11 protein-coding genes, 1 tRNA gene and 1 pseudogene are annotated in these 13,761 nt (G+C 59.7%); 11 read left to right on the top strand and 2 right to left on the bottom strand.

Annotated elements, in window-relative coordinates:
- Positions 1 to 83 precede the first annotated feature (83 nt).
- The 9 genes and pseudogenes from uca to JIO00_RS06960 all read left to right on the top strand — a co-directional run bounded on the left by uca (position 84) and on the right by JIO00_RS06960 (position 10,374).
- Positions 84 to 3,713, top strand: a complete 3,630-nt coding sequence (uca, locus tag JIO00_RS07000; protein WP_200667871.1) for an urea carboxylase — start codon at positions 84 to 86, stop codon at positions 3,711 to 3,713.
- 26 nt (positions 3,714 to 3,739) lie between these two features.
- Complete coding sequence (gene atzF / locus JIO00_RS06995) at positions 3,740 to 5,506, top strand: allophanate hydrolase (RefSeq protein WP_200667870.1); 1,767 nt, start codon at positions 3,740 to 3,742, stop codon at positions 5,504 to 5,506.
- Positions 5,507 to 5,716: 210 nt separating this feature from the next.
- Entirely contained in the window at positions 5,717 to 7,204 is a 1,488-nt protein-coding gene (locus JIO00_RS06990; RefSeq protein WP_200667869.1) for a sensor domain-containing diguanylate cyclase, read from the top strand.
- 6 nt (positions 7,205 to 7,210) lie between these two features.
- Positions 7,211 to 7,405, top strand: a complete 195-nt coding sequence (locus JIO00_RS06985; RefSeq protein ID WP_010462319.1) for a cysteine-rich CWC family protein — start codon at positions 7,211 to 7,213, stop codon at positions 7,403 to 7,405.
- Between the two features lie 57 nt (positions 7,406 to 7,462).
- A complete protein-coding gene (locus tag JIO00_RS06980; RefSeq protein WP_010462322.1) occupies positions 7,463 to 8,155 on the top strand; it encodes a pseudouridine synthase in 693 nt (230 codons plus the stop codon).
- Positions 8,156 to 8,468: 313 nt separating this feature from the next.
- Entirely contained in the window at positions 8,469 to 9,353 is an 885-nt protein-coding gene (locus JIO00_RS06975) for an alpha/beta fold hydrolase (RefSeq protein WP_145307415.1), read from the top strand.
- A gap of 161 nt (positions 9,354 to 9,514) precedes the next feature.
- A tRNA-Gly gene (locus JIO00_RS06970) sits at positions 9,515 to 9,588 on the top strand.
- 226 nt (positions 9,589 to 9,814) lie between these two features.
- A pseudogene (locus JIO00_RS06965) lies at positions 9,815 to 10,015 on the top strand (type II toxin-antitoxin system HigB family toxin); the annotation flags it as partial.
- Positions 10,015 to 10,374 carry a helix-turn-helix domain-containing protein gene (locus JIO00_RS06960; protein WP_077749600.1) on the top strand — a complete coding sequence of 120 codons (360 nt, stop codon included), beginning with the start codon at positions 10,015 to 10,017 and terminating at the stop codon, positions 10,372 to 10,374. The pseudogene JIO00_RS06965 and the gene JIO00_RS06960, both read left to right, overlap by 1 nt.
- A 144-nt stretch (positions 10,375 to 10,518) precedes the next feature.
- Here JIO00_RS06960 and JIO00_RS06955 read toward each other — a convergent pair whose 3' ends face one another.
- Positions 10,519 to 10,740 carry a DUF6500 family protein gene (locus tag JIO00_RS06955; protein ID WP_229801735.1) on the bottom strand — a complete coding sequence of 74 codons (222 nt, stop codon included), beginning with the start codon at positions 10,738 to 10,740 and terminating at the stop codon, positions 10,519 to 10,521.
- Between the two features lie 409 nt (positions 10,741 to 11,149).
- Here JIO00_RS06955 and JIO00_RS06950 point away from each other — a divergent pair, with 409 nt between their 5' ends.
- A complete protein-coding gene (locus JIO00_RS06950) occupies positions 11,150 to 11,413 on the top strand; it encodes a hypothetical protein (protein WP_010462435.1) in 264 nt (87 codons plus the stop codon).
- A 433-nt stretch (positions 11,414 to 11,846) separates the two neighbouring features.
- Complete coding sequence (locus JIO00_RS06945; protein ID WP_200667867.1) at positions 11,847 to 12,575, top strand: class I SAM-dependent methyltransferase; 729 nt, start codon at positions 11,847 to 11,849, stop codon at positions 12,573 to 12,575.
- Between the two features lie 261 nt (positions 12,576 to 12,836).
- Here the strand turns inward: JIO00_RS06945 and tam are convergent, their stop codons facing one another.
- On the bottom strand, positions 12,837 to 13,607 hold the full coding sequence (tam, locus tag JIO00_RS06940) for a trans-aconitate 2-methyltransferase (protein WP_154503444.1): 771 nt from the start codon (positions 13,605 to 13,607) through the stop codon (positions 12,837 to 12,839).
- Positions 13,608 to 13,761: the final 154 nt, after the last annotated feature.

Raw genomic sequence — 13,761 nt, 5'->3', positions numbered from 1 at the left:
GTTAGTGATTCTGCCGTCGGGGACGACCCCGGCGCTCATCGAAAAACTGCGGGACGGCCCGCATCCCCTCCGGGGTCTATGCCATGTTCGAAAAAGTCCTGATTGCCAACCGTGGCGCCATTGCCTGCCGCATCCTGCGCACCCTGCGTGACGTGCAGGTCAAGGGCGTTGCCGTTTACTCCGAAGCGGATGCCGCGAGCCTGCACATCCTGCAGGCCGATGAAGCCCACAGCCTCGGGGAAGGCGCCGCCGCCGGCACCTATCTGGCCGTCGACAAAATCCTTGCCATCGCCAAAGCCTCGGGCGCCACGGCGATTCACCCTGGCTACGGTTTTCTCTCGGAAAACGCTGCGTTTGCTGAAGCGTGCGAAGCCGCCGACATCGCTTTCATCGGCCCGACGCCGGAGCAACTGCGCGTGTTCGGCCTCAAACACACCGCGCGCGCCCTGGCCAAGCAACACGGCGTGCCGATGCTCGAAGGCACCGAACTGCTCGACAGCCTCGACGCGGCGCTGATTGCCGGCGACCAGGTCGGCTACCCGGTGATGCTCAAAAGCACGGCAGGCGGTGGCGGCATCGGCATGCGCGTGTGCCGCAGCGCGGCCGAGTTGAGTGAATCCTTCGAAGCGGTCAAACGCCTCGGCCAGAACAATTTCAGCGACGCCGGCGTGTTCATCGAGAAGTACATCCAGCGCGCCCGCCACCTGGAAGTCCAGGTGTTCGGCGACGGTCGCGGCGACGTGATTGCCCTCGGCGTGCGCGACTGCTCGGTGCAGCGCCGCAATCAAAAAGTCCTCGAAGAGACTCCCGCGCCGAACTTGCCCGATGGCATGGCTGAAGAACTCTGCGCGGCGGCGATCAAACTGGCGAAAGCGGTGAATTACCGCAGCGCCGGCACCGTGGAATTTGTCTTCGACAGCGAAGATCAGCGCTTCTACTTCTTGGAAGTGAACACTCGTTTGCAGGTGGAGCACGGCGTCACCGAGCAAGTGTGGGGCGTGGACCTGGTGCGCTGGATGGTGGAACTGGCAGCCGGTGATTTGCCGCCATTGAGCGATTTGAGCCGAGGCTTGAAAGCCGACGGCCATGCGATTCAGGCACGGCTGTATGCCGAAGATCCGGGCCGTGATTTCCAGCCGAGCCCAGGTTTGCTGACCGCCGTGAACTTCCCTGCTGCCGACGGCAAACACCTGCGCATCGACACCTGGATCGAAGCCGGTTGCGAGATCCCGCCGTACTTCGACCCGATGATCGCCAAGGTCATCTGCTGGGCGCCGACCCGTGAAGAGGCCGCTGCGGATCTGCATCAGGCGCTGGGTGACAGCCTGCTGTACGGCGTGGAAACCAACCGCGATTACCTGCGGCAAATTCTGCTCGATGCGCCGTTCGCCAGCGGCCAGCCGTGGACCCGTTGCCTGGAAGGCCTGGTGTATCAGGCCAACACCTTTGAAGTGCTCAGCGCCGGGACTCAGACCAGCGTTCAGGACTATCCCGGCCGTCTCGGTTATTGGGCGGTAGGCGTACCGCCGTCGGGGCCGATGGACAGTCGCGCGTTGCGTCTGGGCAATCTTCTGCTGGGTAATGACGAAGGCGCCGCGGCGCTGGAAATCACCATGAGCGGGCCGTTGCTGCGCTTCAACTGCGAGGCCGTGGTGGCGGTGACCGGGGCCGTCATCCCGCTGACGTTGAACGGTGAAACCGTCGCGATGAACACGGCGTTGCTGATTCCAGCGGGCGCTACGCTGAGCCTCGGCACGATTGCCGGGGCCGGCGCTCGCAGCTATCTGAGCCTGCGCGGTGGCCTGCAAGTGCCGGATTATCTGGGCAGCAAAAGCACCTTCACCCTCGGACAGTTTGGTGGACATGGTGGTCGTGCGTTGCGGGCGGGCGATGTGTTGCATGTGCCTGCCTTGATCGACAGCCGCGTCGGTCAACAACTGGACCACGTCAGCGAGTTACCCGCCGTGCGGCAGATCCGGGTGATCTATGGCCCTCACGGTGCACCGGAATATTTCACTGACCACTACATCGGCACCTTTTTCGCGACCCAGTGGGAAGTGCACTTCAACTCCAGCCGCACCGGCGTGCGATTGATCGGGCCGAAGCCTGAGTGGGTTCGGCCCGATGGGGGTGAAGCGGGGCTGCATCCATCGAACATCCATGACAATCCATATGCCATTGGTGCGGTGGATTTCACCGGGGACATGCCGGTGATTTTGGGGCCGGATGGTCCGAGCCTGGGCGGGTTTGTCTGCCCGGTGACGGTGATTGAGGCGGACCTTTGGCAGCTTGGGCAGCTCAAGGCTGGCGACAAGATTCAGTTCCACCCCGTCGATCTCAAAACCGCCCGCAACCTGGCCCTGAAATGGAATCCCCCCTGTGGGAGCTGGCCTGCCAGCGATGGGGACCAACCAGACACCGCATCAGCTTCATCGCTGGCAGGCCAGCTCCCACAAGGACTTTTTTCGCCTGTTGTTTTGGAGTTGGGTCAGGGGGATACGCGGTTGGTTGCGAGGTTGTCGGGGGATACGCACCTTCTCCTTGAGATCGGCGCACCTGAACTTGACCTGGTCCTGCGCTTCCGCGCCCACGCCCTCATGCAAGCCCTGGAAAGCAAAACCCTGCACGGTGTCATCGACCTCACACCGGGCATTCGCTCGCTGCAAATCCACTACCAACCCGAACAACTGCCGCTGGCCGACCTGCTCGGCATTGTCGCCGGTGAATGGGACGCCGTGTGCGCCGCCCGGGACCTGCAAGTACCGTCGCGCATCGTGCATTTGCCGCTGTCCTGGGACGACCCGGCCTGTCAGTTGGCGATCGAAAAATACATGACCACCGTGCGCAAAGACGCCCCGTGGTGCCCAAGCAATCTGGAGTTCATCCGTCGCATCAACGACCTGCCGAACCTCGACGAAGTGCAGCGCACGGTGTTCGACGCCAGCTATCTGGTGATGGGCCTGGGCGACGTTTACCTCGGCGCACCGGTCGCCACCCCGCTCGACCCGCGCCATCGCCTGGTCACCACCAAATACAACCCCGCGCGCACCTGGACGGCGGAAAACTCGGTGGGCATCGGTGGCGCCTACATGTGCGTGTACGGCATGGAAGGCCCCGGCGGTTATCAGTTTGTCGGTCGCACGTTGCAGATGTGGAACCGTTATCGCGAAGTCGCCGCGTTCGACGGCAAACCGTGGCTGCTACGCTTTTTCGATCAGATCCGCTTCTACCCGGTGAGCGCCGAGGAACTGCTGCGCATCCGTCGGGACTTCCCGCTCGGGCGCTTCGATTTGAACATCGAACACAGTCAGTTGAACCTCGCGGATTACCAGGCCTTCCTGACGAAAGAGGCCGATACCATCGCGGCGTTTCGCGATCAGCAAAAAGGCGCGTTCAACGCCGAACGCGAGCGCTGGATCGCCAGCGGCCAGGCGCATTTCGACAGCGAGGAACCGGCCCCCGAAGCCACCGAAGACGCACCACTCGCCAGCAATGAAATGAGCGTCGACAGCCACATCGCCGGCAACCTTTGGCAGGTTCAGGTCCAGACCGGAAGCCGGGTCGCCGCCGGTGATGTGCTGGTGATTCTGGAGTCGATGAAGATGGAAATTCCGCTGCTCGCGCCCATGGCCGGCGTGGTGCGCGAGGTCCGCGTGCAACCGGGTTCGGCGGTGCGCGCCGGACAGCGCGTCGTGGTGCTGGAACTCGACTGAACCCATTTTGAAAAAGGAATGACGCCATGAATATCAATCTGCAACTCGACGCCCTGCGTAGCGCTTATCGCGTCGGCAACATCACGCCCCGTCAATTGCTGCTGGGTCTGCGTGACAAAGCCGCAGCGCTGAACCCGGATTATCACCTGTTCATCCACTTGCTCAGTGTCGAGGAACTGGAACCGTACCTCGCCGCGCTCGACGGTGGCGACCTCGACAGCCTGCCGCTGTACGGCGTGCCCTTTGCGATCAAGGACAACATCGACCTGGCGGGCATTCCCACCACCGCCGCGTGCCCGGCGTTTGCCTATGTGCCGGAACGCTCGGCGACCATCGTCGAGCAGTTGCTGGCGCTGGGCGCGATTCCGCTGGGCAAGACCAATCTGGATCAGTTCGCAACCGGGTTGAACGGTAGTCGCTCGCCGTATGGCGCGTGCCCGAACAGCGTATTGCCGGAGTATCCGTCGGGCGGTTCCAGCGCCGGCTCGTCGCTAGCGGTGGCGCTGGGCGTGGCGAGTTTTTCGTTGGGTACAGACACGGCAGGATCGGGACGTGTGCCGGCGGCGTTGAACAATCTGGTGGGATTGAAAGCCACCAAAGGGCTTATCTCCACGGCGGGTGTGGTGCCAGCCTGTCGCACGCTCGATTGCGTGACGACGTTCACCGCAACGGCTCGGGAGGCCAGCCAGTTGCTGGCGCTGACCGCGCACCTCGATCCGCGAGATGAATACAGCCGCAGCAACCCGCTGTGGAATGACGGGTCGGCGTTCGGTACGCCGCGTCCGTTCCGTTTCGGCGTCCCGCGTGCGCAGGACCTGGAATTCTTCGGCTGCCCTGAAGGCCCGTTGTTGTTCGGTGATGCCATCGATCGGCTCAAGGCACTGGGCGGTACAGCCGTGGAACTGGATCTGTCGCCTTTCCTCGAAGCGGCGCGTTTGCTCTATGAAGGCCCTTGGGTGGCCGAGCGTTACAGCGTGGCCGGCGAGTTGATGGAGCAGAATCCCGAAGCCGTTTTGCCGGTGATTCGCGCGGTGCTGGCCAAGGCGCCGGCGGTGACGGGCGTGCAGGCGTTCCGTGCCCAATATCGGCTGCAAGCCTTGAAGGCGCTGTGCGACAAGGCGCTGGAAAATCTTGATTGTGTCGTTACGCCCACCATCGGCCGCCCCGTCACATCGGCGGAACTGGACGCCGAACCGGTCCTGCGCAATTCGGAACTGGGTTACTACACCAACTTCATGAACCTGCTCGATTACGCCGCCGTCGCCGTGCCCAGCGGCTTCATGGGCAATGGTTTGCCCTGGGGTGTGACCGTGTTTGGCCGGGCGTTTACCGATCAGTATTTGTTGGGGGTGGCGGATGCCCTGCAGCGCCGCTCGGCTGAGCCTGCACCGACGACTGTCGCCCGCCATGATCGCGCACGACTGGTGGTCTGTGGCGCGCATCTGGATGGGTTGGCGTTGAATTGGCAACTGAAGCGACGCGGGGCTCGGTTGGTTGAGACGACTTACAGTTCGCCGGATTATCAGCTGTATGCGTTGGCCGGCGGTCCGCCGTTTCGTCCGGGGATGGTGCGGGTGAAGGATAGCGGCGTGGCGATTGCGGTGGAGGTTTGGGATTTGCCGAGCAGTGAACTGGGCTCTTTTCTGACGGCGATTCCGGCGCCGCTGGGGTTGGGCAAGGTGCAACTGGCGGACGGGCGTTGGGAGAGCGGGTTTATCTGTGAAGCGTACGGGCTGGAGGGGGCCGCCAATATCAGCCATTTAGGCGGATGGCGTGCTTACCTCGCCAAATGATCGTTCCCACGCTCTGCGTGGGAATGCCGCCCGGGACGCTCCGCGTCCCATCGCAAGCGTCACAGGATGCATTCCCACGCGGAGCGTGGGAATGATCAAGCTCCCGCAGGAGGCGTGTGTGGACAATCATTCGCGCTGCACATAGAGCAGTTATTTTTCCCGCAGTGCCATTAGAATGCCTGCCATTGGGTCACTGCCGACGGAATCGCCATGCCGCTTCACTCGCCGCTGTATTCGCAACGTTCGTTGGTCCTGACGCTTATCGCGTTGTTGGGCGCAGGCTTTCTCGCGACCTCTTTGCTCAGTTACTACGCCTCGCGAGCCTCCATCCGTGACAGCATCGTCAACACCGAGCTGCCGCTGACCTCGGACACGGTCTACTCGGAAATCCAGAAAGACCTTGTCAGACCGATCCTGATTTCCTCGATGATGTCCCGCGACACCTTCATGCGTGACTGGGTGGTCAACGGCGAGCAAGACGCCGAGAAAATGACTCGCTACCTCAACGAGGTCATGACCCACTACGGCGCCTACACGGCATTTTTTGTCTCCAACACCAGCCTCACCTACTACCACGCCAAAGGCGTGCTCAAACAGGTCAAGTCCACGGAACCTCGCGATGCCTGGTATTTCCGTGTCCGCGACATGGCCGATCCCTACGAGATCAATGTCGACCCGGACCTCGCCAACAAAGACAACCTGACCTTCTTCATCAACTACAAGGTTTATGACTACAACAACCGTTTCATCGGCGCTGCCGGCGTTGGCCTGACGGTCGATGCGGTGATCAAGCTGATCGACAAATACCAGCAGCGTTACCAGCGCAGCGTGTACTTCGTCGACAACTTCGGCCGCCTGGTGCTGACGGGCGCCGAGGGTGGCCCGCAAGGCGCGCACATCGGCCAGAAGCTCGGCGACCTCGATTACATGAAGGACCTGGTCAGTCAGCTGCCAAAACCCCACAGCGGCAGCTATGAATATTCCGTCCAGGGCCAGGGCCATTTCCTCAACGTGCGGTTCATTCCCGAGCTGAACTGGTACCTGTTTGTCGACAAGCGCGAGGACGGCGCCCTCAGTGAAATCCGCCAGTCGCTGTACCTCAATCTGCTGATTTGTCTGCTTGTCACGCTGATCGTGCTGTTGCTGCTCAACCGTGTGATCAAGCGCTACCAAGGCAAGATCCAGGCACAAGCGACGCTCGACAGCCTGACCGAACTGCCGAATCGTCGTGGCTTCGACCTGCTGGCGGCGCAGGCCATGCTCGAAGCCCGGCGCGAGCCCAAGCCGCTGACCGCGATGTTGCTGGACCTGGATCATTTCAAGGCTTTGAACGACACCTACGGTCACCTGGCCGGCGATCAGGTGCTGATCGGTTTCGCGCGGGATCTGGAGAGTTGCCTGCGACACTCCGACATCGTCTGCCGCTGGGGTGGCGAAGAGTTCATCGTGCTGCTCAAGGACACCGACGGTGAGACCGGTCTGATGATCGCCGAGAAAATTCGTCAACATGTCGAACAACAGCGTTATGCCTACGACGGCAAGGAACTGCAGCTGACCGTCAGCATCGGCCTCACCACCTTGCAAGTCGATGAAACCTTGCACACCCTGCTCTCCCGGGCCGATCATGCGATGTACCGGGCCAAACAGGCCGGCCGTAACCGAACCTGCGTGGAAATGCCTCACTCCAGCTATGAATAGTCCTGCATGAACAAGCCAGACCAATGCCCCGCCTGCGGCGCCGCCAACGCCTGCACGCTGGCCGACCCGCGCACCGTCGATCAGGCGTGCTGGTGCTTTGGCGTCAGTATCGACCCCGCTGTGCTTGAAGCGCTGCCAGCCGAACTGCGCGACAAATCCTGCCTGTGCCCGCGCTGCGCCGAGGTCGAGGCGCAGTTGTAAGCAGCCGCCCGGCCGATCACGTAAGATACGCGGCCCCTTTCCAACCGATCCCCAGCCATGCGCGTTGACCGTTTCCTCAGCAACCTACCGCGCTTCAACCGTAAGCAGGTACGCCTGTTGCTAGTAGAAAAGCGCGTTCAGGTTGACGGAAAAATCGTCAGCGACCCGCATGCCGAAGTGCTCGAGTTCAGCCGTGTCGAGGTCGACGGGGAAGTCCTGCAAGTCGGCAAGCCCGCACGCTACTTCATGCTGCACAAACCGCCCGGCTGCGTCAGCGCCACCCGCGACCCGGAGCATCCGACCGTACTCGACCTGATCCATGAGCCGGACAGCGATGACCTGCACATCGCCGGTCGCCTGGATTTCAACACCACCGGCCTGATGCTGATCACCAACGACGGCAGCTGGTCGCGGCGCCTGACTCAGCCGCAGACCAAACTGCCGAAGGTCTATTACGTCGAGACCGAGCAGGAGATTGGCCCGCAATACGCATTGAAATTTGCCGAGGGTCTGTACTTCGCGTTCGAAGACCTCACCACGCAACCGGCCGAGCTGATCGTACTCGGGCCGAAAGCGGCGCGACTGAGCATCGTCGAGGGCCGGTATCACCAGGTGAAGCGGATGTTCGGCCACTTCGACAACAAAGTGCTGCGCCTGCACCGCGAAAGCATGGGCCCGCTGGTGCTCGATAATGCGCTGAAACCGGGCGAGTACCGAGCATTGCGCACCGAAGAGATCCATTTGATCTAAGCAGCCTACCGCTCAGCAGAAGTTGTCGAACAATTTACGAATGACACTTGCGCGATGACGTGACCCCTGCTTGAATCAGGACGTCGGCCGAAATGTGACCGACGAGTCACAACATACTTCTAAGAAACTTTTTGCCGGTTAGAGAACCCTCAGGTTCCGCCTCAGACCGGCAGACTGCCCGCCAATAACAATACCCGTCGACCGGACTGCACTGGATCGACATGGGCCTCCAAATTCAAGGCGTATGCCTACCTGTCACAAAGCTCGTGCAATCTCATTTGCGCGCATACCCGCTTGCTTGGAGTCTTATGACATGAGGCCAGAAATCGCTGTGCTGGATATACAGGGTCAGTATCGGGTTTACACGGAGTTCTATCGCGCAGACGCCGCAGAGAAGACCATAATTCTGGTCAACGGCTCGATGGCCACGACTGCGTCGTTTGCACAAACCGTGAAAAACCTTCACCCGCAGTTCAATGTGGTCTGCTACGACCAGCCCTACGCGGGCAAGTCAAAAGCCCACAACCTGCATGAGAAATTGCTGACCAAGGAAGTCGAAGGGCAGATCCTCCTGGAGCTGATCGACCACTTCGCCGCCGAACACGTGCTGTCGTTTTCCTGGGGTGGCGCCGCGACCCTGGTCGCCCTGGCCCAACAGCCACGGCGCATCGAAAAAGCCGTGATCAGCTCGTTCTCCCCGGAGATCAATGCGCACATGCTCGATTACCTTGAGCGCGGCATTGATTACCTCGGCAGTCGGGATGGGGATCGGGTCGGCAACCTGGTGAACAGCACCATCGGCAAACACCTGCCGACGTTGTTCAAGCGTTTCAACTATCGCCACGTCAGCTCGCTCGCCGAGCATGAATACGGGCAGATGCACTTCCACATCAGCGACCTGCTCCATAGCGACCGCCAGTGCTTTCTCAAAGCGGCAGAGAAAATCAACGTGCCAGTGCTGTTCATGAACGGCGAATGGGACGAATACACCGCCGCCGATGGCGCCCGGTTGTTCGCCAACCACGTGCAAAACGCCACCTTCAGCACCCTGCAGGCCACCGGCCACTTTCTCGACATGGAACACAAAGCCGCCTGCCGAGACAGCCGCGACGCACTGATGGGCTTCCTGAAACCGGCACAACACACCAGCCGACCGCGTTACCACTACGTCCAGGACCAACATGCATTGGCCATCTGAAACAGCGTCATCGCGAGCAAGCTTCGCCCTACAGTGTTGAACGCATTCCTGTAGGCGCGAGGCTTGCCCGTGATAGACCGTTTCACCTGCGCCAAACGCATCGCACACAAAGAAAAACTTCATTTCCACGCGCACATCTGGTACAAAGTCAGCCGCTCTGAGCGGGTGTCGTATAATGGCATTACTCCAGCTTCCCAAGCTGATAACGAGGGTTCGATTCCCTTCACCCGCTCCAATCGAATTTTTGTCTCACGTTGTTTTTTGACGGGGGATGCAGGTAAAGAAAAAACCGGCCTTGATGGCCGGTTTTTTTGTGGGTGGGGTTTTGTGTTTCAGGGCGGAAATTAGCGTTTTCGCGCAAAAGTGATGTTTTGTTAGCGTTTTTCTTGCCTCATTAACAGATTTCATCATTGCAAGTCGGTTTCAAACCCCTTGCGAAGCATTGCGGCATGGCACGGTGAAAAGCCATTTATCGCACGCCGCAAGAGGTCAAGGCGGAGCTGAGAACGGCGAACATCCTCAAGGGTGGCAGGGTTGTATTCAACATCGACGGCAACAAATATCGAGTGATTCTGGCAATCGACTATCTGCGACAGCTTGGTTTCATACGATTCGTCGGCACCCACGCCCAATATGATCAGATCAACGCGGAGACCGTGTAATGGACATTAAACCGATTCGCAGCCAGGAAGATCTGACCGCTGCATTTACTCGTATAGAGCAACTGTGGGGGGCAGACATTGGTTCGCCTGAAGGTGATGAGCTGGAAATTCTGGCGCTGCTCATCGAAAAGTACGAAGACGAGCATTACCCAATGCCGCCCTCCGATCCGATTGAGGCCATTAAATTTCGTATGGAACAGCAAGGGCTGACCCCTCGCGACCTGGAACCCTTCATTGGGACGAGCGGGCGCGTATCCGAAGTGCTGAACCGCAAGCGCAAACTGAGCTTGTCGATGATCAAACGTCTACACGACGGGTTGCGGATACCTTACGAAAGTTTGCTTGCGGGTGTTGCCTGACGTGCAGCCCTGACAAAAAACCGGTCCTTGATAGCCGGTTTTTTTCTGGGTGGGATTCAGGTGATTTTTCCTGCTGAGGATGTGGCAGAAATCTGCGTACAGGCGTAAATCATTGCCAGGACGGGACAGACTGCGCCAGTGCTCCTAGTCTTTCCGCTCTACCATCTGCTTTATTTTTGCGGCCTTTTCAAAATGGTCGAGTTTGTGCTCAGCGATCCACCATTGGGCGGCTTCCATTAAAAGCACGGGATCATCATTTTTGTTTGCAAAGAAAGCGTAGAACGAGAGTCCGACAGTCGGCCCCTTCTGCTCCATTTTCTTGTTGCAGACCTCGATCATCTTTTGCCTCAAGCTTTCTCGCATCATTTCTCTCAATCCATTAATGGTCTCGGTAGCGGCCAAATTCAGTACCGATTGCCCATCTGCCGGGGCTTCGAGCGAAGCCGACTTTCAAAAAGGCAAGGTCCTACACGACGGTGGGAATTGTCCGTAGACTTGCGCATTGCAGTGTTTTTGTCACGAGGCCTATAGTCCAAGCGCGTCCAAAAGACGTATCGGGTTTGGCGACTCGATGACAACGATTCAGATTCACTCCGAGCTTATCGGAGTTTTTTCTGACTGCACTTTGCTGCGCTTTTTTTGGTAGCTGTGCGTGGGAGACCTTCGGGTCTGCCGGTTTCACCGTTGTCCGGTTCGCCAACCTGCGTACAGCTGCCACCCTATTGTTTGGCGACGATCGAGTGGTAGGTGTTTCACCTACTAACGGTAATCACTCATGAACGAATACATGGCTTTAACCAGCAACGCCGACGACCTTCCCTCGCTCTACGTCAACACCACCCAACCGCTGCATTCACTGCTCAGCACCGCCAGTTACAGAATTCGGGCCGTGACGCAGCTGCTTGAAAACCTCGCGATGCGAGGCGACATCACGTCTGACGCGGTAATCCTCAGCGACTTTGCATTGCTCTGCTGCGTGCCCTTGCGCGACGGTTGCGATGTGCTGGACGTGATCGCTCGACGCATGGATGCGGAATAGTTCTGACGTTAGAGCGTGCGCCTTTCGAGGCGCCCTTTGCGTGTCATGACCGGCTGTCATTGGTCACCAAGAGATCGCACGAGCGCTCTATCACTGTGGCGAGGGAGCTTGCTCCCGCTGGGTCGCGAAGCGGCCCCCAAAAAGGGACTGCTGCGCAGTCCGACGGGAGCAAGCTCCCTCGCCACAGGTTCGGTGTCACGCTTAACTGTCTGGCATTGTTCTGGATGGCCAGTTTGCGATTGGATCGAGCTTACAAATCCCCAACGTTCAACCCGTTTCCCCTCATCGCCCAACCCGCTAGCATCTCCCCTATCTTCAACCACCCTCTCCCCTGCGCGGCCATCGACGAACACGCGCCATCACTCTCCGAGGGAACCCAATCGGCCGCACATCAGGTGCCGCCCGTGAACGATCTCAACAGAGCAATCCAAACATGACTCAAAACATCTACGACGACCCGGAGTTTTTCCAAGGCTACAGCCAGATGGCGCGCTCCATCAGCGGGCTCGACGCAGCGCCCGAATGGCCTGCGCTCAAAGCAATGCTGCCGCCCATAAAAGGCCTAAAGGCCGTAGACCTCGGCTGCGGTTACGGCTGGTTCTGCCGCTGGGCCAGTGAACACGGCGCCGACAGCGTGCTCGGTCTGGACGTCTCGGAAAAAATGCTGGAGCAGGCGCGCAGGACGACGTCGCAAACCAATATCCGATACGCCCGCGCCGATCTGGAACAACTCGACCTGCCCGCAGCCAGTTTCGACCTCGCCTACAGCTCCCTGGCGTTGCACTACATCAAGGATCTCCCAGGTCTGTTCGCCAAAATCCATGAAGCCCTGAAACCCGGTTCACGTTTCGTATTTTCCATCGAACACCCAATCTTCATGGCACCGCGCAATCCGGGCTGGCTGATTGATAGCGAAGGGAACAAGCGCTGGCCGCTGGACAGTTATCAACGGGAAGGCGAGCGGGTGACCAACTGGTTGGCCGAAGGCGTGATCAAGCAGCACCGCACGATAGGCACGTTGCTGAATACGCTGATTGGCGCAGGTTTCAGCATCCGACAGGTCAACGAATGGGGCCCGAGTGATGCCGAGGTGGCGGCGCAACCGGCCCTGGCCGAAGAGCGGGAGCGGCCGATGATGATGCTGGTCAGCGTTCAGCGCTGAGGGCCACGCCGGGTCATCGTAATTTTTGCATATGAATTTCCGATACCCGGTAAAGACAACGTATCGCTGCGTCGAACCTGTCCACAGATACCTTATTGTGCCGGCTCACCTTTCACCTAGAGATCAACATGGACAATTCAGAGTTGGGGATCATGATCATTTCGATGATCGGGTTGTTCGGCTTTGCTTCGTTTATTTTTGAATACCTGAGTGCCAGGCAAAGGGACCGATAACGTTCGGCGTTATCCGTCCCTTTTTGCCCTAGCGCGTCGCGACGATAAACAACCGCGGGAACGGCAGCAGCACCGAACCATCGCTCAGCGCCGGATAGGCCTGCTCGATCGCGGCTTGATACTGCTTGAGGTATTGCGCCTTCTCCGCGTCATTCAGCGGTTCGAGAAACGGCCGCAAGCCGCTGCCCTTGAACCACTCGACCACCCCCGACGCGCCGCCCGCGAGCGGGTGATGGTACGTGGTGCGCCACACATCGACTCGCGCACAATGCGGTCGCAGCATCGAGTAGTACTCGCTGGCACTCGCCATGTCCGTGCGTTGCCCGGCGGCGTCCACCAACTTGCTGGCCCACGGTCCATCGGCAGCGACTTCGCGCATCAGGCGATGGGACGGCTCGTTGAGATTGTCGGGCATTTGGATGGCCAGACTACCGCCCTCGGTCAGTCGGGCGGCCAGAGAAGGCAGTAACGTCGCGTGGTCGGGCACCCACTGCAACACCGCGTTGGCGAAAATCACATCGAACGGCCCCGGTTCGTTCCAGGTATCAATGTCAGCCGTGTCGAATTGCAGCTGGGGCAAGCGCTTGCGGGCGGCGTCGATCATATCGGTCGAACTGTCCAGGCCACGCACCGTGGCATTGGCGAAGCGCTCCACCAGCAACTCGGTCGAATTGCCGGGACCGCAACCGATGTCGATGGCCGATCGCGCGTCCACGGGCGGGACCGCCGCGAGCAAATCACGGGCCGGGCGGGTGCGTTCATCTTCAAAAGCGACGTATTGTCTGGCGGACCAACTCATTGCGTTCTCCTGTCGATACGTTGTTGTGGCCAGCGGCGTACAGCCGGTTCGCTACGATACCTCGACTGGCGCGCCCTGCCCTATCCGACCTATGGCGAAACGTGCCCCACTGATGTTGTAACAGCTCAAATCGGTCTATTACCTGAACTTGCCT

This window comes from Pseudomonas sp. SW-3, assembly GCF_016615645.1.
Classification (GTDB): domain Bacteria; phylum Pseudomonadota; class Gammaproteobacteria; order Pseudomonadales; family Pseudomonadaceae; genus Aquipseudomonas; species Aquipseudomonas mandelii.
Note: the sequence above shows the minus strand (reverse complement) of the source record. Positions and strands in the feature narration are given on the sequence as shown.